General features: G+C 64.6%; 29 protein-coding genes. 20 read left to right on the top strand and 9 right to left on the bottom strand.

The annotated features are described in order from the left end of the window. Positions 1-85: 85 nt before the first annotated feature. The 3 genes from htpG (at position 86) to ACLFLU_RS05590 (ending at position 2682) form a co-directional block, all read left to right on the top strand. Entirely contained in the window at positions 86-1963 is a 1878-nt protein-coding gene (gene htpG / locus ACLFLU_RS05580) for a molecular chaperone HtpG (protein WP_426411326.1), read from the top strand. 122 nt (positions 1964-2085) lie between these two features. Continuing rightward, positions 2086-2373, top strand: a complete 288-nt coding sequence (locus ACLFLU_RS05585) for a DUF3551 domain-containing protein (protein ID WP_426411327.1) — start codon at positions 2086-2088, stop codon at positions 2371-2373. 9 nt (positions 2374-2382) lie between these two features. Further along, positions 2383-2682, top strand: a complete 300-nt coding sequence (locus tag ACLFLU_RS05590) for a DUF3551 domain-containing protein (RefSeq protein ID WP_426411328.1) — start codon at positions 2383-2385, stop codon at positions 2680-2682. A 62-nt stretch (positions 2683-2744) separates the two neighbouring features. Here ACLFLU_RS05590 and ACLFLU_RS05595 read toward each other — a convergent pair whose 3' ends face one another. Beyond that, positions 2745-3725, bottom strand: a complete 981-nt coding sequence (locus ACLFLU_RS05595) for a Bug family tripartite tricarboxylate transporter substrate binding protein (RefSeq protein ID WP_426411329.1) — start codon at positions 3723-3725, stop codon at positions 2745-2747. A gap of 226 nt (positions 3726-3951) precedes the next feature. Here ACLFLU_RS05595 and ACLFLU_RS05600 point away from each other — a divergent pair, with 226 nt between their 5' ends. From ACLFLU_RS05600 to ACLFLU_RS05620, 5 genes are all read left to right on the top strand, one after another. After that, positions 3952-5763 (top strand): long-chain-acyl-CoA synthetase, encoded by a 1812-nt coding sequence (locus ACLFLU_RS05600; protein ID WP_426411330.1) that lies wholly within the window; start codon positions 3952-3954, stop codon positions 5761-5763. A 151-nt stretch (positions 5764-5914) separates the two neighbouring features. Further along, positions 5915-6160, top strand: a complete 246-nt coding sequence (locus ACLFLU_RS05605; protein WP_246919009.1) for an acyl carrier protein — start codon at positions 5915-5917, stop codon at positions 6158-6160. After that, complete coding sequence (locus tag ACLFLU_RS05610; RefSeq protein WP_426411331.1) at positions 6147-7529, top strand: class I adenylate-forming enzyme family protein; 1383 nt, start codon at positions 6147-6149, stop codon at positions 7527-7529. Before ACLFLU_RS05605 ends, ACLFLU_RS05610 begins: the two co-directional genes overlap by 14 nt. After that, the gene (locus ACLFLU_RS05615) at positions 7522-8244 is read left to right on the top strand and encodes an SDR family NAD(P)-dependent oxidoreductase (RefSeq protein ID WP_426411332.1); all 723 of its coding nucleotides are present in this window, start codon (positions 7522-7524) and stop codon (positions 8242-8244) included. Before ACLFLU_RS05610 ends, ACLFLU_RS05615 begins: the two co-directional genes overlap by 8 nt. A 157-nt stretch (positions 8245-8401) precedes the next feature. Beyond that, positions 8402-8617: a hypothetical protein gene (locus ACLFLU_RS05620; protein WP_426413912.1), complete on the top strand. Its 216-nt coding sequence runs from the start codon at positions 8402-8404 to the stop codon at positions 8615-8617. A gap of 13 nt (positions 8618-8630) precedes the next feature. Here ACLFLU_RS05620 and ACLFLU_RS05625 read toward each other — a convergent pair whose 3' ends face one another. Further along, positions 8631-9017 carry a hypothetical protein gene (locus tag ACLFLU_RS05625; RefSeq protein WP_426411333.1) on the bottom strand — a complete coding sequence of 129 codons (387 nt, stop codon included), beginning with the start codon at positions 9015-9017 and terminating at the stop codon, positions 8631-8633. 217 nt (positions 9018-9234) lie between these two features. Here ACLFLU_RS05625 and ACLFLU_RS05630 point away from each other — a divergent pair, with 217 nt between their 5' ends. After that, complete coding sequence (locus ACLFLU_RS05630) at positions 9235-10389, top strand: DUF3095 domain-containing protein (protein ID WP_426411334.1); 1155 nt, start codon at positions 9235-9237, stop codon at positions 10387-10389. On the opposite strand, the gene ACLFLU_RS05635 is transcribed toward ACLFLU_RS05630, so the two are convergent. After that, the gene (locus tag ACLFLU_RS05635) at positions 10386-10826 is read right to left on the bottom strand and encodes a DUF2147 domain-containing protein (protein ID WP_426411335.1); all 441 of its coding nucleotides are present in this window, start codon (positions 10824-10826) and stop codon (positions 10386-10388) included. The genes ACLFLU_RS05630 and ACLFLU_RS05635 overlap by 4 nt on opposite strands. Before the next feature lie 100 nt (positions 10827-10926). Then, entirely contained in the window at positions 10927-11454 is a 528-nt protein-coding gene (locus tag ACLFLU_RS05640) for a GNAT family N-acetyltransferase (RefSeq protein ID WP_426411336.1), read from the bottom strand. Positions 11455-11660: 206 nt separating this feature from the next. On the opposite strand from ACLFLU_RS05640, the gene ACLFLU_RS05645 reads away from it, so the two are divergent. From ACLFLU_RS05645 to ACLFLU_RS05695, 11 genes are all read left to right on the top strand, one after another. Continuing rightward, positions 11661-12257, top strand: a complete 597-nt coding sequence (locus ACLFLU_RS05645) for a superoxide dismutase (protein ID WP_426411337.1) — start codon at positions 11661-11663, stop codon at positions 12255-12257. A gap of 175 nt (positions 12258-12432) precedes the next feature. Further along, entirely contained in the window at positions 12433-13044 is a 612-nt protein-coding gene (locus ACLFLU_RS05650; RefSeq protein ID WP_426411338.1) for a permease, read from the top strand. Further along, positions 13041-13541 (top strand): hypothetical protein, encoded by a 501-nt coding sequence (locus ACLFLU_RS05655; RefSeq protein ID WP_426411339.1) that lies wholly within the window; start codon positions 13041-13043, stop codon positions 13539-13541. The genes ACLFLU_RS05650 and ACLFLU_RS05655 overlap by 4 nt, the downstream gene beginning before the upstream one ends. Before the next feature lie 44 nt (positions 13542-13585). Then, the gene (locus tag ACLFLU_RS05660) at positions 13586-13810 is read left to right on the top strand and encodes a hypothetical protein (RefSeq protein ID WP_426411340.1); all 225 of its coding nucleotides are present in this window, start codon (positions 13586-13588) and stop codon (positions 13808-13810) included. Positions 13811-13812: 2 nt separating this feature from the next. Beyond that, the gene (locus ACLFLU_RS05665; protein WP_426411341.1) at positions 13813-14568 is read left to right on the top strand and encodes a metal ABC transporter ATP-binding protein; all 756 of its coding nucleotides are present in this window, start codon (positions 13813-13815) and stop codon (positions 14566-14568) included. A 6-nt stretch (positions 14569-14574) separates the two neighbouring features. Beyond that, positions 14575-15444 (top strand): metal ABC transporter permease, encoded by an 870-nt coding sequence (locus ACLFLU_RS05670; protein ID WP_426411342.1) that lies wholly within the window; start codon positions 14575-14577, stop codon positions 15442-15444. 2 nt (positions 15445-15446) lie between these two features. Continuing rightward, positions 15447-16310, top strand: coding sequence for a metal ABC transporter substrate-binding protein (locus ACLFLU_RS05675; protein WP_426411343.1), 864 nt, complete (start codon positions 15447-15449; stop codon positions 16308-16310). A 55-nt stretch (positions 16311-16365) separates the two neighbouring features. Then, the gene (locus ACLFLU_RS05680) at positions 16366-17409 is read left to right on the top strand and encodes a CobW family GTP-binding protein (RefSeq protein WP_426411344.1); all 1044 of its coding nucleotides are present in this window, start codon (positions 16366-16368) and stop codon (positions 17407-17409) included. Continuing rightward, positions 17409-18428: a WD40 repeat domain-containing protein gene (locus tag ACLFLU_RS05685; RefSeq protein WP_426411345.1), complete on the top strand. Its 1020-nt coding sequence runs from the start codon at positions 17409-17411 to the stop codon at positions 18426-18428. Before ACLFLU_RS05680 ends, ACLFLU_RS05685 begins: the two co-directional genes overlap by 1 nt. A gap of 30 nt (positions 18429-18458) precedes the next feature. Continuing rightward, a complete protein-coding gene (locus tag ACLFLU_RS05690; protein ID WP_426411346.1) occupies positions 18459-19175 on the top strand; it encodes an MgtC/SapB family protein in 717 nt (238 codons plus the stop codon). A gap of 102 nt (positions 19176-19277) precedes the next feature. Further along, entirely contained in the window at positions 19278-19610 is a 333-nt protein-coding gene (locus ACLFLU_RS05695; protein WP_426411347.1) for a hypothetical protein, read from the top strand. Positions 19611-19783: 173 nt separating this feature from the next. Here the strand turns inward: ACLFLU_RS05695 and ACLFLU_RS05700 are convergent, their stop codons facing one another. From ACLFLU_RS05700 to ACLFLU_RS05720, 5 genes are all read right to left on the bottom strand, one after another. Next, positions 19784-21226 carry a homospermidine synthase gene (locus tag ACLFLU_RS05700; protein ID WP_426411348.1) on the bottom strand — a complete coding sequence of 481 codons (1443 nt, stop codon included), beginning with the start codon at positions 21224-21226 and terminating at the stop codon, positions 19784-19786. Positions 21227-21274: 48 nt separating this feature from the next. Further along, entirely contained in the window at positions 21275-21664 is a 390-nt protein-coding gene (locus tag ACLFLU_RS05705) for a RidA family protein (protein ID WP_426411349.1), read from the bottom strand. A gap of 151 nt (positions 21665-21815) precedes the next feature. Next, positions 21816-22403 carry a GNAT family N-acetyltransferase gene (locus ACLFLU_RS05710; protein ID WP_426411350.1) on the bottom strand — a complete coding sequence of 196 codons (588 nt, stop codon included), beginning with the start codon at positions 22401-22403 and terminating at the stop codon, positions 21816-21818. Positions 22404-22536: 133 nt separating this feature from the next. Next, positions 22537-23679 carry a type III PLP-dependent enzyme gene (locus ACLFLU_RS05715; RefSeq protein ID WP_426411351.1) on the bottom strand — a complete coding sequence of 381 codons (1143 nt, stop codon included), beginning with the start codon at positions 23677-23679 and terminating at the stop codon, positions 22537-22539. Positions 23680-24354: 675 nt separating this feature from the next. Further along, positions 24355-24609: a hypothetical protein gene (locus ACLFLU_RS05720; protein ID WP_426411352.1), complete on the bottom strand. Its 255-nt coding sequence runs from the start codon at positions 24607-24609 to the stop codon at positions 24355-24357. Positions 24610-24687 lie beyond the last annotated feature (78 nt).

The following is a 24687-nucleotide window of genomic DNA, read 5'->3' on the forward strand; positions in this document are numbered from 1 at the left end:
AGGGCGGTTTTGCGCGTGCACTTGATCCGCTATCCCATCGCGTTATATCCCGGGTTTCTCCATTTCCGATTGACCGGGTAAACGCATGACGACGTCCGATACGGCCACGCATACGCAGCCTTTCCAGGCCGAGGTTTCCGAGCTGCTGCACCTGATGGTGCACTCCGTCTATTCGGAGACCGACATCTTCCTGCGCGAGCTGGTCTCCAACGCCTCGGATGCCTGCGACAAGTTGCGCTATGAGGCGATCGCTAATCCGGCCCTGCTGGGCGAGGACGACGCGCTCAAGATCCGGATCATCCCGAACAAGACGGCGGGGACGCTGACGATTGCCGACAACGGCATCGGCATGGAGCGGCAGGAGCTGATCGATCATCTCGGCACCATCGCCCGCTCCGGCACCAAGGCCTTCGTGTCGAAGCTGAGGGAGGCCAAGGACGGCCTCGGCCTGATCGGCCAGTTCGGCGTCGGCTTCTATTCCGCCTTCATGGTCGCCGAGAAGATCGTCGTCGTCAGCCGCCGTGCCGGCGAGAGCGATGTCTGGACCTGGACGTCATCGGGCGGCTCTGGCTTCGAGATCGCACGCGCAGGCGACGAAGAGGCGGCCCGTGTGGCGCGCGGCACCGAGATCGTCCTGCACCTGAAGGACGATGCGAAGAAATATCTCGAGACCTACGAGATCGAGCGCATCATCAGCGCCTATTCCGACAACATCCTCTTCCCGATCGAGCTCGTCCCGGAAGAAGGTGAGCCGCGTCAGATCAATTCGGCGAGCGCGCTGTGGCAGCGCTCGAAATCCGAGCTCTCCGCGGAAGACTACAAGAAGGCCTATCAGCAGATCGCGTCCGCCTTCGACGATCCCGCGATGACGTTGCATTATCGCGCCGAGGGCCGCTACTCCTACGCCGTGCTGCTGTTCGCACCGTCGACCAAGCCGTTCGACCTGTTCGAGCCGAACCGCAAGGGCCGGGTCAAGCTTTATGTCCGCCGCGTCTTCATCACCGACGATGCGGATCTCTTGCCGGGCTATCTCCGCTTCATCCGCGGCGTCGTCGACAGCGAGGATCTCCCGCTCAACATCTCGCGCGAGATGCTCCAGAACAACCCGCAGCTGGCGCAGATCCGCAAAGCCGTGGCGACCCGCGTCGTCAACGAGCTCGAAGGCCTCGCCGAGAAGGATGCGGAGAATTTCGCAAAGATCTGGGACGCCTTCGGCGCGGTGCTGAAAGAGGGCATCTACGAGGATTTCGAGCGCCGCGAGAAGCTGCTCGCGCTGTCGCGCTTCACTACCACCACGGGCGAGAAGCGCTCGCTGAAAGAGGTGATTGCCGATTTCAAGCCGAACCAGACCGAGATCTATTATCTTGTCGGCGACAGCATCGAGCGGCTGAAATCCAATCCGCGGCTCGAGGCGGCCACCGCGCGCGGCATCGAGGTGCTGCTGCTGTCCGATCCGGTCGATGCCTTTTGGACCTCGATGCCGACAGAGTTCGAGGGCAAGCCGCTGAAGTCTCTGAGCCAGGGCGACCTCAATCTCGAGCTGATCCCGCGCGTCGACGAGAAGGACGAGGCGAAGAAGGACAAGCCCGAGGCGGACGAGGCCGCCACCATCGCGGTGATCAAGGCGGCGCTCGGCGAGCGCGTCAGCGACGTCAAGGCCTCGACCCGCCTCACCAGCTCCGCCTCCTGCCTCGTCGCCGACAGCCAGGGTCCGAGCCGCGAGCTCGAGCGCATCCTGGCACAGCAGAACCGCGGCATGCGCACCAAGCCGATCCTCGAGATCAACCTGCGCCACCCCATGGTCACGGCGATCACCAGGGCGCAGGCCGGCTCGAAGACGGTCGACGATCTCAGCCTTCTCCTGCTCGAACAGGCGCAGATTCTGGATGGCGAGCTGCCGGAGGATCCGGCCGCGTTTGCCGCGAGGCTGAACCGGATGGTGTTGCAGGGGCTGGGCGGCTAGCGCCACGGCGCGCTCACCTTGCCGTCATTGTCCCTAGGAACAGTCGCCTCCGGCGTGGCGTTGTGCCATAGGAGGCCGTCGGCATCAGATCCGCCGATGCCGCCAATTCGAGGAAATGTCCGATGCGCCTGCCTCTCCTGACCCTCACCGCCATTGCCGCGCTGTTCGTGGCGGCAGATGCCAGCGCCCAGACCTATGATCCGAACTACCCGGTGTGCATGCACGTCTACACGGGCGGCGGCGGCGGGTTTGGCGGTGGCGGTGGCAGCTATTTCGACTGCAGCTTCACGTCGCTGGAGCAGTGCCGCGCCACGGCATCGGGCCGCGCGGCCAGTTGCGACGTCAATCCCTATTACGCTTTCGATAAGCCGCCAGCCTCGCCACGCAAGCGTCACAAGCAGGTGTACTGACGGTCTGTGATGCGGTTTTCAGCGGCCGTCCCGACGCGCCGATGGCTCGGCCTCGTCTCGACGGTCGGGACATTGCTTGCGGCTACGCCGTCGCAAGCCCAGACTTTCGACCCCAGTTTTCCCGTCTGCATGCACGTCTATACCGGGTCGAGCGACGGCGGTGGTGGGGGCTGGTATGATTGCTCCTTCACGTCGCTGCCGCAGTGCCGTGCGACGGCGTCCGGTCGGCCGGCGACCTGCGACCCCAATCCGTATTATCGCGCGAACGTTGCACCGCCGCTTCATCTGCGAAGGCAGAACGTCCACTAGCTCCTTATGATCCGCCGCGCGATACTTCCGCCGGCGCGCGTGGCTTGCGCCCGCGGGAGAGGTTATTCCTTCTTGATCCCCGACAGCTCTACGACCTTGCGCCAGCGCTCGGTCTCGGCGGTCAGCATGCCGCCGAACTCGCCGGCATTGCCGTGCAGCGGGATCGCGCCGAGCTCGGCGATGCGGGCCTTGATCTCGGCGTCGGACAAAGCCGTGTCGACCTCGCGATTGAGCAGGTCGACGATCTCGCGCGGTGTGTCGTAGGGAGCACCGACGCCGTAGAACGAGGATGTCTCGTAGCCGGGAAGCGTGTCAGCGATCGGTGGCACGTCAGGCAAGATCTCCGAGCGTTCACGCGTGGTGACTCCGAGCGCGCGCAGCTTGCCGGCGCGCACCAGCTCGAAGGACGAGGTGACGTTGTCGAACATGCCCTGGATCTGGCCGCTCATCACATCGGTCAGGCCCGGTGCGGAGCCGCGATAGGGCACGTGGGTGAACTGGACGCCGGCCATCGACTTGAACAGCTCGCCGGAGAGATGCAGCGACGTGCCGATGCCGGACGAGGCGATCGACATCTTGCCGGGATTGGCCTTGGCGTAGGCGGTGAAGTCGGCGACGCTCTTCACCGGCAAATCGTTGTTGACGACCAGCACCAGCGGAATCCGCGCGACGCCGGCGACGGGTGCGATGCCCTTGGCGAAGTCATAGGGCAGCGCCGGATCGAACGAGGCGTTGATCGCGTTCGCCGTCGAGGTCAGCAGCAGCGTGTAGCCATCCGGCGCGGACGTGATCACCGCCTGCGTGCCGATATTGCTGCCGGCGCCGGGCTTGTTCTCGACCACGAAGGTCTGGCCGAGCCGGTCGGACAGCCGCTGGCAGATCAAGCGTGACAGCACGTCGGTGGCGCCGCCCGGTGCATAGGGCACCACCCATTTCACGCTGCGCGACGGATAAGACGGGTTGCCGATCGCGAAGGCGCGCGGAGCGATGAGTGTGGCCGCGGTACCGGCGGCGGTCTGAAGGAAATGTCGCTTGGTGATCATCGTGGCCTCCAGTTCATCTCTCGCGGGCGAGGGGACGCGCACAGCACGCCCGAATGACTGGATTTGCTATCGCAAGAATCGCGCCAGCCCGCACGACGTTCCCGTCGGCTTGGTAAAGGATGATCGCAGTTAATCGAGAGCTAACCGAGTTTTACCTTGTCTCTTAACACCTGGGCAGGGCGCGCGAGCTAAGCTGCCGGAAACAAGCAGATACCCGCCCAAAAGAATGAACGGCATGACCACCGGCGTCATCGAGCAACCCCGAGCGCGCGCACCCTCGGCCTCAAAGATCTGGCTGAAGGCGATCGAGCTGACTGCGCGGATCGACACGCTGCCGGGCCGCCTGTTCGCCGACGCCGTCGACGATTGGGCACGTCGTCAGCCCGACCGCGTCGCGCTGGTCACGGACAACGCAAGCCTCGACTATGACGGTCTGTCGAGGCGCATCAACCGCTATGCGCGCTGGGCGCTCTCGGTCGGCGTCGCCAAGGGCGACACTGTCGGCCTGATCATGCCGAACAGCATCGACTATGTCGCGGCCTGGCTCGGCATCAGCCGCGTCGGCGGCGTGGTGGCGCTGATCAATACCAAGCTTGTCGGGCGGTCTCTCGCGCATTGCGTCGATGTCGCAAAGCCCTCGCACATCATCGTCGCGCATGACCTCTCGGAGACGCTGGAGAGCGCAACGCCGTATCTGGCGACCGACGCCAAGATATGGACGCATGGTGATGCCCGCAGCGAGCGCGCGATCGATGTTGCGCTTGCCGCGCTCGAAGACGGGGCGCTGTCTCCGGAGGAGCACGGCGACGTCACCATCGATGACCGTGCGCTGCTGATCTACACGTCCGGCACCACCGGCCTGCCGAAGGCCGCCAGCATCAGCCATCGCCGCATCCTCAATTGGGGTTTCTGGTTCGCCGGCCTCACCGGCGCGACGCCGCAGGATCGACTCTATGATTGCCTGCCGCTGTTCCACTCGGTCGGCGGCATTGTTGCGCCGTGCAGCATGCTCGCCGCCGGTGGCTCGGTGGTGATCGCGGAAAAGTTCTCGGCCTCGAGTTTCTGGCCCGACGTCGTGCGTCACGACTGCACGCTGTTCCAGTATATCGGCGAGCTCTGCCGCTACCTGCTCAAGGCGCCGCCGTCCGAATACGAGAACCGTCACCGGCTGCGGCTTGCCTGCGGCAACGGCCTGCGCGGCGACATCTGGGATGATTTCCAGGGGCGCTTTGCCATTCCCCGCATCCTCGAATTCTACGCCGCGACCGAAGGCAATTTCTCGCTGTTCAACGTCGAGGGACAGCCGGGCGCCATCGGCCGCATCCCGCCGCTGCTCGCTCACCGTTTTCCCGCAAGCCTCGTCAGGCTCGATCCCGATAGCGGCGCGCCGCTGCGCAATGACGAAGGTCTCTGCGTCGCCTGCACGCGCGGGGAAGCCGGCGAAGCTATCGGCCGCATCGGCACGGCCGACCAGGGCGGTGGCCGCTTCGAGGGCTACACCGATGCCGGCGAGACCGAGAAGAAGATTTTGCGCGATGTCTTCGCCAAGGGTGATGCCTGGTTTCGCACCGGCGATCTGATGCGGCTCGATGACAAGGGCTTCTTCCACTTCGTCGATCGCATCGGCGATACTTATCGTTGGAAGGGCGAGAACGTCGCGACCTCGGAAGTCAACGACGCCGTGCGCGATTTCACTGGCGTGGTCGATGCCACCACTTATGGCGTCAGCATTCCAGGCACTGATGGCCGCGCCGGCATGAGCGCGATCGTCGTCAACGAGGGCTTTGATATCACCGCGCTGCCTGCGCATCTGGCGCAGCGGCTGCCGGCCTATGCCCGCCCCGTCTTCATCCGCATCTCGCGCGAGCTCGATGCGACCGAGACGTTCAAGCAGAAGAAGGGCGAGCTCGCGCGAGAAGGTTTTGCCCCGGCCGCGATTAGCGATCCGCTGTTCATGCTCGAGCCGAAATCCGGTGCTTATGTTGCGCTGAATGGGAAGACGTATGAGCAGATCCTGGGCGGCACGATCCGGCTGTAGGGGAGCCAAAATCCGGAGATAGGTCCAATTTTATCTGAATTGTCCAAGAGGCCATTTACCTCTGTCCGGTAAACAGACGGGCAAGGGAGGCGGTCATCAAGAGCCGCCGCAAGAAACACGATCGATTAACTAAGTATGAGGCGAGCGAGCAATGTCGGTACGATCCAAAGTCATTGAAGCGATCCAGCAGATTGCCAAAGAGCAGCACGTCACGCTTCCTGCGCTCTCGGACGATCTGTCCCTTCACGAGACGGGCTTTGACTCGCTCGCTTTCGCGATCCTGGTCGCGCGTCTCGAGGACGATACCGGCGTCGATCCGTTCACCATTTCCGAGGACGCAGCGTTCCCCGCCACCGTGGGTGATTTCGTGCGGGCCTACGAAAATGTCCCCGCGTGAGATCTTTGCGCTCCGTGACCACCTTGGCGCGGAGCTGACCGGCCGCACCCTGTCGGATGCGCACCATGTGGTGTCGCTGACCGATATCCTGTCGCAGACCGTCCTCGGCGGCCGCCTGCGCGAGCTGTCCGGCCGCGCGGTCTTGCTGAAACTGTCGGACCAGCTCCGGTCGGGCCTCGTCATGATCGAGCTCGACGGTATCGCCCGTCGCATGTTGCTGTGTCCGCCGGATCTTAATCCTGCGCATCTCGACGCGCTGATCGCCGATGCCGGGATCGATGCCGTCGTCACCGACGAGCCTGATCGCTGGGCCGTGACCGGTGTGTCGCTGGTCGTTACCGCACAATTGCCGCTTCAAGCCACGGCGCCTGCGCAGACCGAGCGCGCGACCGAATGGCTGATGCTCACTTCGGGCACATCGGGCGTACCGAAAATCGCCGGCCATACGCTGGAAGCACTCACCGGCGCCATCGTTGCCGAAGGCCCCGCCAAGGGACCCGCGCCGGTCTGGGCCACTTTCTACGACATCCGCCGCTATGGCGGCCTGCAGATATTCCTTCGCGCCATTCTCTCTGGCGGCTCGATGGTGCTGTCGGACCCGCACGAGGCGCTCGCCGGTCACGTCGCCCGGCTGAACGCGCGCGGGGTCTCCCACATCTCCGGCACGCCCTCGCACTGGCGCAAGCTTCTGATGAGTGGCTCCGCCGCGCAGTTCGCGCCGGGCTACGTCCGCCTCTCCGGCGAGATCGCCGACCAGGCGGTGCTCGACGGCCTGAAGGCGGCATTCCCCAATTCCTCCGTCGGCCATGCCTACGCCTCGACCGAGGCCGGCGTCGGCTTCGCCGTCAATGACGGGCTCGAAGGTTTTCCGGCGAACTATGTCGGCAACCGTAACGGCGTCGAGATGAAGGTCGTCGATGGCTCGCTGCGCATCCGTTCGACGCGCACGGCACACGCCTATATCGGCCGCGACGCGGCCGCACTCACCGACGGCGACGGGTTCGTCGACAGTGGCGATATCGTCGAACTGCGCGGCGACCGCTATTATTTCGTCGGCCGCCGCGGCGGCATCATCAATATCGGCGGGCTGAAAGTCCACCCGGAAGAGATCGAGGCTGCGATCAACCGTCATCCCGACGTGCGGATGTCGCGGGCGAAATCGCGGAAGAGCCCGATCACCGGCGGCATCGTCGTCGCCGACGTGATCCTCGCCGACGGCACCGATCAGGCACGCGCGAAGGAAATTCGCGACCAGATCCTGGATCAGTGCCGCGCGCAGCTGGCGTCCCACAAGGTGCCGGCGGTGATCCGCTTCGTCGAGGCGCTCGATGTCACCCCGGCCGGAAAACTGGCGCGTACCGATGCATAATGTCCTCGTCACCGGCGGCAGCCGCGGCATTGGCCTTGCGATCGGCAAGCGGCTGGTCAGCGCCGGCTACAACGTGATCGCGGCCGCGCGGCGCGAGAGCGACGAGCTCAAGGCCGCGATCGCCGTCTCCGAGGGCCGTCTGCATTTCCGCGCTTGCGATCTCGCCGTGATCGACGCGATCCCCGCCTTCGCAAAGCTCGTGCGCGATGAATTCGGCCCGACCTACGGCCTCGTCAACAATGCCGGCCTCGGCACCGAAGGCCTGCTCGCGACCATGCACAATTCCGAGATCGAGGCGCTGGTGCAGCTCAACGTGCTGTCGCCGATCATCCTCACCAAATATGTCGCGCGCCAGATGATGGCGGATGGCGCCGGCCGCATCATCAACATCTCATCGATCATCGCGACGACAGGCTATAACGGCCTCTCGGTCTATGGCGCGACCAAGGCCGCCGCCACCGGCTTCACCCGCTCGCTCGCGCGCGAGGTCGGCAAGCTCGGCATCACCGTGAACGCGATCGCGCCCGGCTTCATCGACACCGAGCTCACGCATAATCTCTCCGACGACGGCCGCAAGCGCATCGCAAGCCGTAGCGCGCTGCGCCGCCTGCCCGAGACCGATGACGTCGCGCGCATGGTGGAATATCTGCTCGGCGAGGGCGGCCGTAACGTCACCGGCACTGTGTTCACGATCGACGCCGGGAATACGGCCTAAGACGGAACTCTGCCGTCATAATCGGGTTGATCCGGCACAATGACATCACGCCGGATTTGGTCGTAAGATGCCTCGTGCTCGATTGGGTTACGTCAATCGAACTGCCCTAAACGACAGGGAGCAGTCCATGGCTTCTCAAAATATGGCCTGTCAAAATATGGCCACGCCAAACATCACCGTTGCGGGTCCCGGCCAATCGCCCGTGGAGCCATCGCCCGCGAAACTGGACGATGCCCGCTGTCCGCCGATGTCGCATCAAAACTCCGGCAGTCACGGCCACGAAATGTATCCGCAGCAATTCGTGCGGCTGATCGGCTGTCATGATGCCGCTCTCGAAGCTTTGCGCAAGCGTGAGAGCGAGAAGCTGCACTAGCGCAGGTCGGCGCTCACGTCTGATGCTTCGGCAGATCAATCCGCTGGTGCAAGAATTCCGGCGGCCCTTCGGTCAGGCGGCGAATGCGGCGCGCGCGTTCCTCCGCCGACAACTCCGGATCTAGCAGCCTATCGATCTGGTGGACCGCCAGCTCTTCGATCCTGGCGGCGTCCGATGCGGCGGTGCGCGCCGATGCTGTCGAAGTCGCGGGCGCAATCTTCAGTCCCAGTTCCACCAACCTGCATATCGCATCTGAGCGAGAAATTTGGTGAGCTTCAGCCCAGGCATCGACGGTCGCGGTGAGCCCTGCTGGCATTTTCACCGCGCTGATCGGGTCGAGCCCCGTACAGCGGCGCGGCGAAGACGTCTGGTCCTTGCTGAAGTCAGACACGTCGATCATCCTGTGCAACGATGTCAGAGCAAGCCTAGGAGCAATTTGCGCGATGTTGTTTGATGCCGATCAATGACTACGTGCGGCATTGCGGCGCGGAGCGACCTTGTTGTCCGGCGCCATTTCGGCCAATGATCGGGGCCTCGAAGGGACGCCCCGGCGAACCCCGATCGATCCTGCCACGTATCTCGTTCGGACGTGCTTCCCAACCATCCGGCATCACCCGATGATCTCAGGCGAATCCTTTTACGGCAGCATCCCTGTCTTCCGCGGCTTCACCAGCCTGATGGAGCCAAAGCTCTATTCGCCGCTGCCGGAGGACTGGAGTATCGGCGTCGCCGACATCGTCGATTCCACCAAGGCGATCGCGGCGCAGCGCTACAAGGCGGTCAACATGGCCGGCGCCGCCGTGATCGCGGCGGTGACGAATGCGCTGGAGGGCCGCGAATTTCCCTTCGTGTTCGGTGGCGACGGCGCCAGTTTTGCAGTCGCGCCGGCCGATCTCGATGCGGCACGCGAAGCTTTGGCTGCGACGGCGACCTGGGTGCGGGAAGACCTCGATCTCAAAATGCGCGTCGCGCTGGTGCCGGTGAGCGCCATCCGTGCGAAAGGTCTCGACGTGCGCGTCGCGCGCTTCGGCCCGTCGGCCAATCTGTCCTATGCGATGTTCTCCGGCGGCGGGCTTGCCTGGGCCGACGCTGCGATGAAGCGCGGCGAGTTCGCCGTCGCCGAGGCGCCCTCAGGCACGCAGCCCGATCTCTCCGGCCTGTCCTGCCGCTTCGAGGTGATACCGGCCTCGCGCGGGCTGATCCTGTCGGTGCTGGTGATGCCGGTAAGCGGCGCCGACCCGCAGGCCTTCCGCAAGGTGATCGAGGACATCATCCATCTGGTCGAGCGCAGTCCGGATTCCGGCCGTCCCGTGCCAGCGCAGGGCCCGCCGCTGAAATGGCCACCGCAAGGCCTGGACTACGAGGCGCGGGCGATCCGTGGCGGGTCGTTGTTCAAGCGCCGCGCCGGCCTGCTCGCCTATACGTTTTTCGCCTATGTCCTGATGCGCTTCGACATCAAGGTCGGCGGCTTCCTGCCGAAGGTCTACAAGCGCCAGGTGGTCGAGAATTCCGACTTCCGCAAATATGACGACGGCCTGCGCATGATCCTCGACTGCACGCCGGAGCTCGAGCGTGCATTGAGCGATCGTCTCGCGACTGCCGCGCGCGAGGGCGTCGTGCGCTATGGGCTCTATCAGCAGGATGCCGCGATGATGACCTGCTTCACGCCCTCGGCGCTGCGCAGCGACCACGTGCACTTCATCGACGGCGCGCGGGGCGGCTACGCCTCGGCGGCGACGGCGCTAAAGGCGATGGTGGCGGCCGCGACCTAACGTCCCGAGCGCGTCCAGGTCTCGCCGCCGCAGAGCGCGCCGACGCAGCCTTCGACGCGCAGCGTCTCTGCCCCCGTCACCGAGACGCTGCTCGCATAGGTGCTGCCGTCATCGGCGTTGTAGATCTCGCCCGACCATTTGCTCGGCCCTGCGGGCTGCATGCCGGAGAACAGCGGCAGGCCGATCATCGGGCGCTTGGCGAGCGCGGGGTTGGGATTCTTGCTGTCGGTTGCCGGCTGGCCGGTCGCGGTGTCGTGGGGCTCGCGCAGCCAGACGATGACGCCGCAGATGCCGCCGCCGCATTTGCTGATCTTCACGCGGGCATCGCCAGCCTGGGTGAGCCAGGTCCCGCTCGCGTCGGCACTTTGCGCCTGCGCGGCCGTCGCGCCGGACAGCGCAGCCAGGAGGACGGAGAGAATGGCGAATCGACGGGACATGGAAGGGCCTCGGAATGGAGGCGTTTCCATAGCAGCAATTCAGGATCGTGCAACGCCTGATGGAATCAAAATCCTGCGCTCGTTTGTCCCGGCGAAGCTCTCACCAGGGCAGGCCGCAAAGGTCAATGGTGCCGAGCGTCGGCGCGCGGACGATGTTGAAGACATAGGGCGCCATGTAGTCGAAGCGGATCCGCCCCTCCGGCTGCTCGCAATAGACCTCACCCTTGAAGGACAGCCAGCTGCGCGCCTCGTAGAACGCGGCATTGTGCGGCTCGCAGAACAGTATCGCGAAGCGAACCGCCTCGTTGGCGCGTATGGTATGCACCGCCGCGTCGATCGCCATGGTGGCATAGCCGCGGCCCCGGCGATCCTCACGCGTACAGACGCCGCCGATGCCGCCGACATGCACCTTCTGTCCATTCCAGGTGATGGTGCGGAAATAGATGCCGACATGGCAGACGAGGCCGTCCTCAGGCGTCTCGATCAGCACGCGCAGATCGGCATGGGCCCATGTGACGTGCCCCCAGGGCAGCTTCTCGACGATCTGCGGACCCCAGACCGCCTGATGCAGCGGCTTTGCGATCGGCCACGAGGCGTCGCCGTTCAGAATGTCGATTTCGATGCTCATGGCTTTCGCAGCTCTGCTCCGTGACGCATTCGTTCTGCCATAAGCGCTTCAAAGGCAATGATATTTTTCGGGGGTCTGAAAGTTGTGCAAATGGGCCATGCCGTCGCAATCGCGCCTTTTCGCAAATTGGCGGTATTTAACGGCGCAGGAACCTTCTATAAGGGGTGACCGTTAAAACGTTCCCCACCAGTTGCGGACAAGAACCCATGACATTCACGCTGCCCCCCCTCCCTTACGCCTATGACGCCCTCGGCCAGTTCATGTCGAAGGAGACGCTGGAATTCCACCACGACAAGCATCATCAGGCCTACGTCACCAACGGCAACAACGCGCTCAAGGGGACCGAATGGGAAGGCAAGTCCCTTGAGGAGATCGTCAAGGGCTCGTTCGGCAAGAACCCCGCGGTGTTCAACAACGCCGGCCAGCATTACAACCACATCCACTTCTGGAGCTGGATGAAGCCCAATGGCGGCGGCACCAAGCTGCCCGGCAAGCTCGAGAAGAAGATCAACGAGGACCTCGGCGGCTTCGAGAAGTTCAAGACGGACTTCCAGGCGGCCGGCGTCGGCCAGTTCGGCTCCGGCTGGGCCTGGCTCCAGGTCAAGAACGGCAAGCTCGAAATCGCCAAGACCCCGAACGGCGAGAATCCGCTGGTGCACGGCGCGACCCCGATCCTCGGCGTCGACGTCTGGGAGCACTCCTACTACATCGACTATCGCAACCGCCGTCCCGACTATCTCAAGGCGTTCGTCGAGAACCTCGTGAACTGGGAATACGTCGAGGCCCTGTTCGACAAGGTCTGAGTTAGCCTCATCGGAACAACGAAAGGCGGTCGCTCAAGCGGCCGCCTTTTTGCTGTGCGGAATTGATTGAATCAGTCCTGCACGGTGCGCGTATCGGCCTGTGATCCTACCGTTTGCATCGCTTCGGCGTCGCCCTTAATCAGGATGGGCCTCCCATCTGATCGACCCGCACCCATTGTCAGAGCCTTCCCCGAAAAGTCCTGCGCCTGTCGAGGACGCAGAGTCCGAGCCGCGGCCGGGACGTGTCCGCAAGCCGATCGGCTGGTCGACCATTATCATCGCGGCGCTGGTGGTGGTGAGCGCAGCGCTGGTCTGGCGGCGTGACGGCGCTGACGGCGTTCTCGACATTCTCACCCACGACCTCTCGCTGTTCGGCGGCATCCTGCCGCGCGTGCTGGCGGGCTGCCTGCTCGGCGCCTTCATCTCGGAGATCCTGCCGCACGAAAAAGTCTCGCGCTCGCTCGGGCCGAAATCCGGCCTGAAGGGCCTTTTGATCGGCACGGCCTTCGGCGCGATCCTGCCCGGCGGTCCCTTCACCGCCTATCCCGTGGCGAGCGCGCTGCTCGCGGTCGGCGCCGATTTCGGCGCCACCATCGCCATGGTCGTGAGCTGGACCCTGATCGGCTATGGCCGGGCGGTCGCCTGGGAAATCCCGATCATGGGCACCGACTTCACGCTGTGGCGGATCGTGATCTCGCTGCCGCTGCCGGTACTCGCCGGCGCGCTCGGCCGCTTCGTCTATGTCCGGGTCTATCCGAAGCGCGACAGCGACGAGGACGCGGCATGAGCGCCGCACTTCTCATCGACATCCTGCTGTGGGGCTCGGTGTTCGGCGTCGGCCTGATCGCCTTCCGCCGCGGCCCTCCGGTGTTCAAGGCCTCGCTGCGCGAAGGCTCGATGGACTTCATCAACATCGTGCCGCGGATTGCGCTCGGCGTGATCGGTTCCGGCTACATCGCCGCCATCATCCCGCAGGAGGTGATCACCGGCTGGCTCGGGCCGGACAGTGGCTGGCTTGGGGTTGTAACCGCCGTGGTCGCCGGCGCCGCGACGCCCGGCGGCCCCGTGATCGGCTTTTCCATCGGCACGGTGGCCCTGAAGTCGGGCGGCGGGGTGCCCCAGGTGGTCGCCTATGTCGTGGCCTGGGCCCTGTTTGCCTTCCAGCGGGTGATTTTGTGGGAAATCCCGTTCATGCCGGCCCGGTTCGTCTGGTTCCGCTGCGCGGTTTCGGTGCCGTTCCCGTTCGTGGCGGCCGCCATCGCGATGGTGATCGGCAAGCCCTGACCCGGCCGTGGACAGGGGTAATGTTATAATATAACGTCTTAGGCATGGTTCCCGCCGCATCCCACGCCCACCATCACGACCATACCCATAACCACGCCCATGCGCATGGGCATGACCACAGCCACGCCCATGTCCACGATGCGACCTCGCCGCATCCGGCGCAGGCGGCGCCCTGGTCGATCCTGCGTATGACCATGGCCTCGCGCCTGTCGGCCGCATTGGCCGTGTGCGCCGTGCTCTGGGGCGTCGTCTGGCTGGCGATGAGGTGACCATGGCAGCGCTTCACTTTCACAACGTCACGCTCGGCTATGACCGCCATCCGGCCGTGCATCACCTCAACGGTGAGGTTGCCTCCGGCGCGCTGGTTGCCGTGATCGGTCCCAACGGCGCCGGCAAGTCGACGCTGCTGCGCGGCATCGTCGGCATTCTCCGGCCGCTCGACGGCAGCATCCATCTCGGCGGGCTCGATAGCCGCGACATCGCCTATCTGCCGCAGAGCGCGGACATCGACCGCAGCTTTCCGATCTCGGTGTTCGATTTCGTCAGCACCGGACTGTGGCGCGGGACAGGCCTGTTCGGCGGCATCGGCAAGGCCGCGCGCGACAAGATCCTGCGCGCGATCGCTTCGGTCGGTCTCAACGGTTTCGAGAACCGTCCGATCGGCACGCTCTCGGGTGGGCAGATGCAGCGCGTGCTGTTCGCGCGCGTGCTGCTCCAGGATGCGCGCCTGATCGTGCTCGACGAGCCCTTCAACGCCATCGACAGCAAGACCACGGTCGACCTGCTGGCGCTGGTGAAGCACTGGCATGGCGAAGGCCGCACCGTGCTCGCCGCGTTGCACGACATGGAGATGGTGCGCACCCATTTCAGTGAGACGCTGGTGCTGGCCCGCGGCCCCGTGGCCTGGGGACCGACAGCGGAGGTGCTGACGCCCGAAAACCTGCTGGTCGCGATGCGGATGTGCGAAGCCTTCGACGACAGTGCGGCGGCCTGCGCGGCCGATGATGCCCGCTCGCGGGCGGCGTGATCCCAGATGCTCTATGACGCGCTGATCGGTCCGTTCACCGAATTCGAGTTCATGCGGCGCGCGCTTGCTGCGGTGATCGCGCTGTCGCTGGCGGGCGCGCCGATCGGCGTGTTCCTGATGCTGCGGCGGATGAGCCTCGTCGGTGACGCAATGGCGCATGCGATCCTGCCGGGCGCCGCCGTTGGCTTCCTGCTCTCCGGCCTCAATCTGTTCGCGATGACCGCCGGTGGCCTGATCGCCGGCTTTGCCGTCGCAATCCTGGCCGGCGTGGTCGCGCGCTCGACCGGGCTAAAGGAGGATGCCTCGCTCGCAACCTTCTATCTGGCCTCGCTGGCGCTCGGCGTCACCATCGTCTCGATCAAGGGCACCAATATCGACCTGCTGCACGTGCTGTTCGGCAACATCCTCGCGATGGACGATCAAACCCTGCTAGTGGTCGCCTTCAATGCCACGGTCACGCTGCTGGTGCTGGCCGTGATCTATCGCCCCCTGGTGATCGAGAGCGTCGATCCCTTGTTTCTACGAACGGTGAGCCGCGCCGGAGGGCCTGCGCATCTCGCCTTCCTCGCGCTCGTCGTCATCAACCTCGTCAACGGCTTTCAGGCGCTCGGCACATTGCTGGCGGTGGGCCTGATGATCCTGCCGGCGGGCATCGCGCGGTTCTGGTCGCGCGATCTCACTGTGATGATCTGCATCGCGGTCGTCGCTGCCGCCATCTCGGGCTATGCCGGCCTCGTGCTGTCGTTCCAGACCCGCGTGCCCTCGGGTCCTTCGATCATTCTCGTGGCGACGGTGTTCTACATCGTCTCCGTCCTGTTCGGCCGCGTCGGCGGCATCGTCCGGCAGCTGTTTCCCGGCCGGCATCTGGAAGCATGACGATGCGGCGCCTCCTGCTTTGCGTGCTTTTGCTGATCGCCTCGCCGCTACATGCCGCGGAGCCGCTCAACGTCGTCGCCAGCTTCTCGATCCTCGGAGATTTCGTCCGTATCATTGGCGGTGATCGCGTCAACGTCACGACGCTGGTCGGCCCCGACAGCGACGTCCATGTCTACACACCGGCCCCATCCGATGCGAAGCGGATCGCGGACGCAAAACTCGTCATCGTCAACGGGCTCGGCCTCGAGGGCTGGCTGCCGCGGCTGGTGCAATCCTCCGGCAGCAAGGCGACAATCGTGACCGCGAGCGCCGGCATCGCGCCGCTGAAGCTCGGCTCGGCCGCAGACCCCCATGCCTGGCAGTCCGTGCCCAATGCCAAGGTTTATGTGACTGACATCGCCAACGCGCTGGTCGCGGCCGACCCTGACGATGCCGATTTCTTCCGCACCCGGGCAAAAGCCTATCTGGAAAAGCTCGATGCTCTCGACCGCGAGGTCCGTGAGGCCGTCGCCAAAATCCCGGCCGAGCGGCGCAAGGTGATCTCGACCCACGATGCCTTCGGCTATTTTGCCGCCGAATACGGCGTTCAGTTCGTGGCCCCCCTGGGCGTCTCCACAGAAACCGAGCCCAGCGCACGGGATATCGCGGCCATCATCGGCCAGATCAAGGCTCAAAAAATCCCGGCGGTATTTCTGGAAAATATCAGCGACGACCGCCTGATCAGGCGGATCGCGGCCGAGACCGGGGCAAAGGTCGGCGGGACCCTGATTTCGGACGGTTTGACCGGCGAAAAGGGGCCTGCACCCACTTACATTGACATGGTCAGGCACAATATAAAGGCCCTGACCAGTGCGCTTGACCACTAGGGCAGGGGGCCACCCCGCCGTGCGTCGCGCGACAAGCCCTACGTCCGGAGTTGTTATGTCTGAAGCGACCGCCTCCAAAATTCCCGTGACCGTCCTGACCGGCTATCTCGGTGCCGGCAAGACCACGCTGCTCAACCGCATCCTGTCGGAGAACCACGGCAAGAAATACGCTGTCATCGTCAACGAATTCGGCGAGATCGGCATCGACAACGACCTCATCATCGGCGCCGATGAGGAAGTGTTCGAGATGAACAATGGCTGCATCTGCTGCACGGTGCGCGGCGATCTCGTCCGCATCATGGACGGTTTGATGAAGCGCAAGGGCAAGTTCGACGCCATCATCGTCGAGACCACGGGGCTCGCCGATCCGGCGCCGGTGGCCCAGACCTTCTTCGTCGATGAGGACGTCCAGAAGAACGCGCGGCTCGACGCGGTGGTCACGGTTGCCGACGCCAAATGGCTGTCCGACCGTCTGAAGGACGCGCCCGAGGCCAAGAACCAGATCGCGTTCGCCGACGTCATCGTGCTGAACAAAACCGATCTCGTCACCAAGCCTGAGCTTGCCGAGGTCGAGGCCCGCATCCGCGGCATCAACCCCTATGCCAAGCTGCATCGCACCGAGCGCTGCTCGGTCGCGTTGGCCGACGTGCTCGATCGCGGCGCGTTCGACCTCGATCGCATCCTCGACATCGAGCCGGACTTTCTGGAAGTCGACGATCATGACCACGACCATGATCATCACGGCCACGACCATCATCACCACCATGATCACAGCCACGGCCTGAAGCACTATCACGACGAGGACATGCAATCGCTGTCGCTCAAGACCGACAAGCCGCTCGACCCGAACGTGTTCATGCCCTGGCTCCAGAACCTGGTGCAGGTCGAGGGCGGCAAGATCCTGCGCTCCAAGGGCATCCTCGCCTTCCACGACGACGACGACCGCTACGTCTTCCAGGGCGTCCACATGATGCTGGAGGGCGACCACCAGCGGAAGTGGAAAGAGGGCGAGCCGCGCGAGAGCCGCCTCGTCTTCATCGGCCGCGAATTGCCCGAAGAGCTCATTCGCTCAGGCTTTGAGAGCTGCATCGTTTCGTGATGAAAGAGTTTACGCCTTCTCCCGATTCCGCCTCGATCGTTTCCGTCACCGATCGCGTCAAGCCTGTTACGCTCGGCATGGGCGTGACGTCGGTGCATTTCCTTGGCCCCCGCGCCGTCTTCGTCGGCGGTGAGGAGAACATCGCGTTCGTCGACGCCAAGGGCGAGATCGCGACGGTTGCCGTTCACAGCGGTGGCATTCTCTCGACCGCCTCCGACGGCAAGCGCCTCGTGATGGGCGGCGACGACGGCAAGGTCGTCTCGCTCGACGCCAAGGGCGAGGTGACGCTGCTCGCCACCGATCCGAAGCGGCGCTGGATCGATGCGGTGGCGTTGCATCCGGATGGTGCCTACGCCTGGTCGGCCGGCAAGACGGCGACCGTCAAGAGCGGCAAGGCCGAGGAGAAATCGCTCGAGGTGCCCTCGACCGTCGGTGGTCTCGCGTTCGCGCCGAAGGGCCTGCGGCTCGCGATCGCGCATTACAACGGCGCGACGCTGTGGTTTCCCAACATGGAAGGGTCAGCGGAATTCCTGCCCTGGGCCGGCTCGCATCTCGGCGTCACCTTCAGCCCGGACAACAAATTCCTGGTCACCACGATGCACGAGGCGGCGCTGCACGGCTGGCGGCTTGCCGACAACAGGCACATGCGCATGACCGGCTATCCCGGCCGCGTCCGCTCGATGTCCTGGAGCGCGGGTGGCAAGGGGTTGGCGACCTCGGGGGCCGACACCGTCATCATATGGCCGTTCGCCAGCAAGGACGGCCCGATGGGCAAGGAGCCCGCGATGCTCGCGCCATTGCAGGCGCGCGTCGCGGTGGTCGCCTGCCACCCCAAGAACGACATCTTCGCCGCCGGCTACAGCGATGGCACCGTGCTGATGGTGCGGCTGGAGGACGGCGCCGAGATCCTGGTCCGCCGCAACGGCACGCCGCCGGTGGCCGGGCTCGCCTGGAACGCCAAGGGCACGCTGCTGGCCTTCGCCGACGAAAATGGGGATGGCGGTCTGCTGGAGCTTTGATCTGTCATCGTTCCGGCCGTATAGGGAATCATGCGGTTCCTGACGACCTTCCAGATCGCTGATTTCGCCGACACGCTGATCAGCCTGTTCACGGCCTTCGTGCTGGGCACGCTGATCGGTGCCGAGCGGCAATATCGGCAACGCACCGCGGGCCTGCGCACCAACGTGCTGGTCGCGGTCGGCGCAGCCGCTTTCGTCGATCTTGCCATGCATCTGGATGGCGCCGACGGCGCGGTCCGGGTGATCGCCTACGTCGTCTCCGGCATCGGCTTCCTTGGCGCCGGCGTCATCATGAAGCAGGGCATGGACGTGCGCGGCCTCAACACCGCGGCGACGCTGTGGGCCTCGGCCGCGGTCGGCTCCTGCGCCGGTGCCGACATGGTCGCGCAGGCGGCCGCGCTCACCGTGTTCGTCATTGCCGGCAACACGCTGCTGCGCCCGCTGGTCAATGCCATCAACCGCATCCCGCTGGACGAGAAGGCGCTGGAGGCGACCTATTATTTCAAGGTTGCGGTTGCGTTGGACGCCTTGCCCGACATGCGTGACCGGCTCATCGACAAGCTCGAAGAGGCGAAATATCCGGTGGCCGACGTCGAGATCGTCGAAACCGGCGAAGATCTGATTGAAATCGTCGCGGAGCTGGTCGCGACCGCGGTCGATCCGAACGAGCTGAATGCGGTGGCGACCGACCTCCAGCACCTGCCGGGCGTCCGCCACGCGACTTGGGAAGTCAGCACCACCGATTGAACGCGGTGTTCTTTTGCCGCGAGTCCCAGGTTCCCGCCTCGGCGAAGAGGGAACCGCAATGGTGCAACTTCGTTGATCCCGCAGACAAAGGCGGTGATCGACATGCCCAGCCAGGATGACAAGCGCAGACTGAAGCTCGATTTGACAATCGCCGGCTCGCTGTTCGCTGCAGGCATCGCGGTGTCAGTGATGTCGCTCGCCCAAATCCGTGCCCAGAGCCGGCTGGAGCTGGCGCAGGCAACCCAGCCGCTCCAGGGCACGCCGTCCAACGATCAGGGCAAGACGCCGGCCGAGGCAAAACCCGGCGGCGACCGGCCGACCACGCCGGCCCCCGAGCCCGCGCGCCCCGATCCGCAGACGCAAGGCGCGGCCACGAAGCCGGCGTTGCCGGCGGCACCTGCCGAGAAGATCGCGCCGCCGATCAAGGAGAAGTAGGCGGCAGCATCCACTCGCTCCGTGTCATCGTCCGCCTGTGCGCAATTGCGCACTGGGGCGGACGATCCGGTATTCCAGAGGCGGCGCGTGGATACCGAGACGCCACGGTGTACGGGATGCTCCGCCTTCGCGGGGCATGACAGCGGTGTGTGGGGCGGGGCGCGTCGCGCCCCTCACCGCACCAGGATATTCCGGAACTGCCAGGGATCGCTGGTGTCGATATCTTCCGGAAACAGTCCCGGACGATCCGTCAGCGGCGTCCAGTCGGTGTAGAAGCCCTTCACCGGGCCGAGATACGGCAGCTGGATTTCCAGCAGGCGATCAAAATCCATCTCGTCGGCTTCGACGATGCCTTCCTTCGGGTTTTCCAGCGCCCACACCATGCCACCGAGCACGGCGGAGGTCACCTGCAGGCCGGTGGCGTTCTGATAGGGCGCGAGCTTGCGGGTCTCTTCGATCGAGAGCTGCGAGCCGTACCAATAGGCATTGTTGTCATGGCCGAACAGCAGCACGCCGAGCTCGTCGATGCCGTCGACGATCTCGTTCTCATCGAGGATGTGGTGCTTCTCCTGCATCTTGGCGGCGCGGCCGAACATCTCATGCAGCGACAGCACGGCATCGTCAGCCGGATGATAGGCATAGTGACAGGTCGGCCGATAGATCGCCTTGCCCGATGCATCGCGTACCGTGAAGTAATCGGAGATCGAGATCGACTCGTTGTGGGTGACGAGGAAGCCGTACTGCGCGCCGCGGGTCGGGCACCAGGTGCGCACGCGCGTGTTGGCGCCGGGCTGCATCAGATAGATGGCAGCGCCGCAGCCGGCTTCGTGGGTGTGCGCATTCTCGGGCATCCATTTTTCATGGGTGCCCCAGCCGAGCTCGGACGGCTGCACGCCTTCCGACAGAAAACCTTCCACCGACCAGGTGTTGACGAAGACATCCGGCTCTTTCGGTGTCTTGGAGCGCTGGGTGTCGCGTTCGGCGATGTGGATGCCCTTGATGCCGGCCTGCCGCATCAAGTCAGCCCATTCGGCCTTGGTCTTCGGCTTGGGGGCGTTGAGCTTCAGGTCGGCGGCGACGTTGAGCAGCGCCTGCTTGACGAAAAAGGAGACCATGCCGGGATTGGCGCCACAGCAGGAGACGGCCGTCGTCGAGCCCGCGGGGCGCGCCTTCTTGGCGGCCAGCGTCACTTCGCGGAGCGCATAGTTGGAGCGCGCTTCCGGGCCCTTCGAGGAATCGAAATAGAAGCCGAGCCAGGGCTCGTTGACGGTGTCGATATAGAGCGCGCCGAGCTCGTTGCAGAGCTCCATGATGTCGGTCGAGCCGGTGTCGACCGAGAGGTTGACGCAGAAGCCCTGGCCGCCGCCTTCGGTGAGCAGCGGGGTCAGCAATTCGCGGTAATTGTCCCTGGTCACGGCCTTCTGGATGAAGCGCACATTCTGCTTCTCGCAATGCGCCTTGCGGCCCTCGTCCTTGGGATCGATCACGGTGACGCGCGACTTGTCGTAATCGAGATGCCGCTCGATCATCGGCAGCGTGCCTTTGCCGATGGAGCCGAAGCCGACCATGACGATGGGACCAGTGATCTTCGCGTAGATCTGCGAGGGGTGGCTCATGGGATGGGTTCTCCGGAACGTGCTGGCGGACAAGGGGTGAGGAATGGATCAGGCGCTGCGGCGCTTGGCGGTGACTTCGATTTCGACCTTCATCTCGGGCTTGTAGAGCGCCGAGACGGCGACGAGCGTTGCCGCTGGCCGGATGTCGCCGAGGACTTCGCCGCAGACGGCGAAATGCGCGTCTGCATCCTTGATGTCGGTGAGGTAGTAGGTCACGCGGACCACGTCGGCCATCTCGAAACCGCCCTCCTTCAGGGCCGCTTCGATGGTCTTGAAGCAGTTGCGTGACTGGCTCGTGACATCGGCCGGCATCGTCATCGTGGTGTAGTCATAGCCGGTGGTTCCCGCGACGAAGGCGAACTCGCCGTCGATCACGGCGCGGCTGTAGCCGGCGGTCTTCTCGAAAGGGGAGCCGGTGGAAATCAGGCGACGGGACATGGGTTCGGCCTCGGCTGGAATGGGGAATTTCGTGGGGTTAAAGGGCGTTTCTGGGGCTCGCGCAACCCCAAAGGAAGTGAGCTTAAAAACGCAGGCGCGGCCGGGCACTGCCGCTCAATGCGGCTTCGGTCGTCGCCATCATGGCAATCCCTTAGGCCGCGTGCGCCTGGAGGGCGCGAACTACCCTCCGTTTGGAGAGGGCCGCGCCGGTCGGGACGATCATCCCCTCGGCGCCGTCGAGTGCACCGGCCTGGAATTCGATCGCCAGCAGACGGTCACGCTCGAACGGGCCGGGCAGCATCAGCGCGCCGGTCTTCTCGGCCGAGAAGCCGAAACGGGCATAGTAAGGCGCATCGCCGAGCAGGATCACGGCGGCATGCCTGCGCGCCCGGGCGGCGGCCAGCGCTTGTTGCATCAGCGCGGCGCCGATCCCGAGCTCGCGGCAGGCAGGGTCCACCGCCAACGGTCCGAGGACCAGAGCAGGCCTGCCTCCGGCGCTGACGTGCCACAGCCGCACGGTTCCCACGAGTGTCCCCTCGCGCACAGCCGACAGGGCAAGGCCTGCGGCAGGTGCACGTCCGTCGCGCAGGCGCTGGCAGGTGCGGCCATGGCGGTCTTCGCCAAAGGAGGCATCCAGCAGCGCTTCACGGGCGGCGGCGTCGACAGCACGCTCGCTACGGATCGCGAACGGAGCGGCATTCGAAGTGAGGGCAACTTGTGGCTTCCGAAAATCAGTCATGGCGCGTCAGTCCCCGCTTGAGCCGACGTGCGCGCAGCACGCCGGTGCAAGGCGTCGTCAGAATCAAAGATGTCAGGGAGGAGCCGGCAAGCCGGCTCCCGGGTTCGTCAGGCCTCGGAAAAAGAGAGGCTGCTTAGATGTGGTAGGTCTTCAGCGGCGGGATGCCGTTGAACGCCACCGCCGAGTAGGTCGACGTATAGGCCCCGGTGCCTTCGATCAGCAGCTTGTCGCCGATCTCGAGCGTCACCGGAAGCGGATACGGGCTCTTCTCGTACAGCACGTCGGCACTGTCGCAGGTCGGGCCGGCGAGCACGCACGGGGTCATGTCCGCGCCGTCATGCGGGGTGCGGATGGCGTAGCGGATCGACTCGTCCATGGTCTCGGCGAGACCGCCGAACTTGCCGATGTCGAGATAGACCCAGCGCACCTCGTCCTCGTCGCTCTTCTTCGAGATGAGCACGACTTCGGATTCGATGATGCCGGCGTTGCCCACCATGCCGCGGCCCGGCTCGATGATGGTCTCCGGAATCTGGTTGCCGAAGTGCTTGCGCAGCGCGCGGAAGATCGAGCGGCCGTAGGTGACGACCGGCGGCACGTCCTTCAGGTACTTGGTCGGGAAACCGCCGCCCATGTTGACCATGGTCAGGTTGATGCCGCGCTCGGCGCAGTCGCGGAACACCTGCGATGCCATCGCCAGCGCACGGTCCCACGCCTTCACCTTGCGCTGCTGCGAGCCGACATGGAAGGAGATGCCGCACGGCTCCAGGCCCAGGCGCTTGGCGACGTCGAGCACCTCGACGGCCATCTCCGGGTCGCAGCCGAACTTGCGCGACAGCGGCCATTCGGCGCCGGCGCAGTCATAGAGGATGCGGCAGAACACCTTCGCGCCGGGAGCAGCACGGGCGACCTTCTCGACCTCGGGGACGCAATCGACCGCGAATAGGCGAATGCCGAGCGCGAAGGCGCGCGCGATGTCGCGCTCCTTCTTGATCGTATTGCCGAAGGAGATGCGATCGGGCGTAGCGCCAGCGGCTAGCGCCATCTCGATCTCGGCGACAGTCGCGGTGTCGAAGCAGGAGCCCATGGAGGCGAGCAGGGCCAGCACTTCCGGCGCCGGGTTCGCCTTGACGGCATAGAACACGCGGCTGTCGGGCAGCGCCTTGGCAAAGGTCTGGTAATTGTCGCGCACGACTTCGAGGTCGACCACGAGGCAAGGCTCGGTGTCCCGGCCCTCGCTGCGGCGGTTGCGCAGGAATTCCTGAATACGTTCGGTCATAGCACTCTCCCAAACGGCCCAGCGACGGGGATCCGTTCAAAAAATGTCGTCGGATAAGAGCACTCCGGCCAGATCACGCGATGGAGGCGTGACGAGCCAAAGACTCACATCAGACTGTGCTGCCGTGGATTGGTTGGGAATTTTCCCGCCCGCACACCTGGCAATGAAGGACAAGCCTTTTCAGTAGCCCGCGCCGGCGTTGGACTGCCGGTAGAGACCAAAAAAGCCCGATCCGTCGTTGCTTTAAGTCGCGTCCCCCGTTGAGAGCGGGGTGCGCCGGTTCGCCTCCGGCTGCCAGTCACGGTTGCAAAAAGTGAAGTCACCTTCGACATGGCATCTCTTTGAGAGAGATGCTGGACACTCCGGGTTTGCTGAGATCTTCTGACTTCTTCAGTCTTCCGACTTCGGCACTTCCGAAGAGCCCCTCGGCTTCTTCACCCCTTGGCGGCTGTCCGGCCTCTTGTCCGGATACCTACCGACTGACACACGACCACAGGCACGTGCGAAATTGGGCAAGTCCGCACATAAGCGTTTTGACTCTGCTTCGCAAGAATTTTTTTAGGCTGCGGACAGAATTGCCTAACATCTGCTTGCGCGGTGTTGCGCGAGCGACGCTGAAGATGAACGTGCGTTAAGTTTTCTGTGTCGTGCGCGTCTGTCGCGCGTGAGGAAGCGTCAGCCGCGCTTGAAGAACGGCTCGACGCGCTGAGCTGCACGGATGAAGGCCGTCATCACCAGCACGCCGAGTGCGAACAGCACGGCCTGAAGGATGTGTGCGCCCTGGTCGCCGAGCCCGATCAGAATGGCGAGCGCCCAGCCGCCGGCAAACGCTGCGCCGAACACCTCGGCGCCGATCAGGATCGCGGCGCTGATGACGGTGATGACGCTCGGCCAGACGATCTGACGGGAAGACGAGGAGGGCGCGTTCATGGGCTGTGGGGTCCGTGGCTTCGAGGGCCGCAATCTCCCCGAAAAGGCGGGCGGGAGCAAGGCCAAATGGCCCAAAAA

Origin of the sequence: Bradyrhizobium ganzhouense, assembly GCF_049949285.1 — a bacterium.
Taxonomy (GTDB): Bacteria; Pseudomonadota; Alphaproteobacteria; order Rhizobiales; family Xanthobacteraceae; genus Bradyrhizobium; species Bradyrhizobium ganzhouense.

What these genes read in the sequence shown, in the direction of transcription:
- ACLFLU_RS05625 (WP_426411333.1), bottom strand. Translation starts at nt 9,017, where the DNA reads ATGATCGACGTGTCTGACTTCAGCAAGGACCAGACGTCTTCGCCGCGC.
- ACLFLU_RS05585 (WP_426411327.1), top strand. Translation starts at nt 2,086, where the DNA reads ATGCGCCTGCCTCTCCTGACCCTCACCGCCATTGCCGCGCTGTTCGTG.
- ACLFLU_RS05720 (WP_426411352.1), bottom strand. Translation starts at nt 24,609, where the DNA reads ATGAACGCGCCCTCCTCGTCTTCCCGTCAGATCGTCTGGCCGAGCGTC.
- ACLFLU_RS05715 (WP_426411351.1), bottom strand. Translation starts at nt 23,679, where the DNA reads ATGACCGAACGTATTCAGGAATTCCTGCGCAACCGCCGCAGCGAGGGC.
- ACLFLU_RS05600 (WP_426411330.1), top strand. Translation starts at nt 3,952, where the DNA reads ATGAACGGCATGACCACCGGCGTCATCGAGCAACCCCGAGCGCGCGCA.
- ACLFLU_RS05605 (WP_246919009.1), top strand. Translation starts at nt 5,915, where the DNA reads ATGTCGGTACGATCCAAAGTCATTGAAGCGATCCAGCAGATTGCCAAA.
- ACLFLU_RS05645 (WP_426411337.1), top strand. Translation starts at nt 11,661, where the DNA reads ATGACATTCACGCTGCCCCCCCTCCCTTACGCCTATGACGCCCTCGGC.
- ACLFLU_RS05665 (WP_426411341.1), top strand. Translation starts at nt 13,813, where the DNA reads ATGGCAGCGCTTCACTTTCACAACGTCACGCTCGGCTATGACCGCCAT.
- ACLFLU_RS05590 (WP_426411328.1), top strand. Translation starts at nt 2,383, where the DNA reads ATGCGGTTTTCAGCGGCCGTCCCGACGCGCCGATGGCTCGGCCTCGTC.
- ACLFLU_RS05610 (WP_426411331.1), top strand. Translation starts at nt 6,147, where the DNA reads ATGTCCCCGCGTGAGATCTTTGCGCTCCGTGACCACCTTGGCGCGGAG.
- ACLFLU_RS05615 (WP_426411332.1), top strand. Translation starts at nt 7,522, where the DNA reads ATGCATAATGTCCTCGTCACCGGCGGCAGCCGCGGCATTGGCCTTGCG.
- ACLFLU_RS05685 (WP_426411345.1), top strand. Translation starts at nt 17,409, where the DNA reads ATGAAAGAGTTTACGCCTTCTCCCGATTCCGCCTCGATCGTTTCCGTC.
- ACLFLU_RS05710 (WP_426411350.1), bottom strand. Translation starts at nt 22,403, where the DNA reads ATGACTGATTTTCGGAAGCCACAAGTTGCCCTCACTTCGAATGCCGCT.
- ACLFLU_RS05620 (WP_426413912.1), top strand. Translation starts at nt 8,402, where the DNA reads ATGGCCACGCCAAACATCACCGTTGCGGGTCCCGGCCAATCGCCCGTG.
- ACLFLU_RS05690 (WP_426411346.1), top strand. Translation starts at nt 18,459, where the DNA reads ATGCGGTTCCTGACGACCTTCCAGATCGCTGATTTCGCCGACACGCTG.
- ACLFLU_RS05655 (WP_426411339.1), top strand. Translation starts at nt 13,041, where the DNA reads ATGAGCGCCGCACTTCTCATCGACATCCTGCTGTGGGGCTCGGTGTTC.
- ACLFLU_RS05675 (WP_426411343.1), top strand. Translation starts at nt 15,447, where the DNA reads ATGCGGCGCCTCCTGCTTTGCGTGCTTTTGCTGATCGCCTCGCCGCTA.
- htpG (WP_426411326.1), top strand. Translation starts at nt 86, where the DNA reads ATGACGACGTCCGATACGGCCACGCATACGCAGCCTTTCCAGGCCGAG.
- ACLFLU_RS05695 (WP_426411347.1), top strand. Translation starts at nt 19,278, where the DNA reads ATGCCCAGCCAGGATGACAAGCGCAGACTGAAGCTCGATTTGACAATC.
- ACLFLU_RS05670 (WP_426411342.1), top strand. Translation starts at nt 14,575, where the DNA reads ATGCTCTATGACGCGCTGATCGGTCCGTTCACCGAATTCGAGTTCATG.
- ACLFLU_RS05640 (WP_426411336.1), bottom strand. Translation starts at nt 11,454, where the DNA reads ATGAGCATCGAAATCGACATTCTGAACGGCGACGCCTCGTGGCCGATC.
- ACLFLU_RS05705 (WP_426411349.1), bottom strand. Translation starts at nt 21,664, where the DNA reads ATGTCCCGTCGCCTGATTTCCACCGGCTCCCCTTTCGAGAAGACCGCC.
- ACLFLU_RS05595 (WP_426411329.1), bottom strand. Translation starts at nt 3,725, where the DNA reads ATGATCACCAAGCGACATTTCCTTCAGACCGCCGCCGGTACCGCGGCC.
- ACLFLU_RS05700 (WP_426411348.1), bottom strand. Translation starts at nt 21,226, where the DNA reads ATGAGCCACCCCTCGCAGATCTACGCGAAGATCACTGGTCCCATCGTC.
- ACLFLU_RS05635 (WP_426411335.1), bottom strand. Translation starts at nt 10,826, where the DNA reads ATGTCCCGTCGATTCGCCATTCTCTCCGTCCTCCTGGCTGCGCTGTCC.
- ACLFLU_RS05680 (WP_426411344.1), top strand. Translation starts at nt 16,366, where the DNA reads ATGTCTGAAGCGACCGCCTCCAAAATTCCCGTGACCGTCCTGACCGGC.
- ACLFLU_RS05660 (WP_426411340.1), top strand. Translation starts at nt 13,586, where the DNA reads ATGGTTCCCGCCGCATCCCACGCCCACCATCACGACCATACCCATAAC.
- ACLFLU_RS05630 (WP_426411334.1), top strand. Translation starts at nt 9,235, where the DNA reads ATGATCTCAGGCGAATCCTTTTACGGCAGCATCCCTGTCTTCCGCGGC.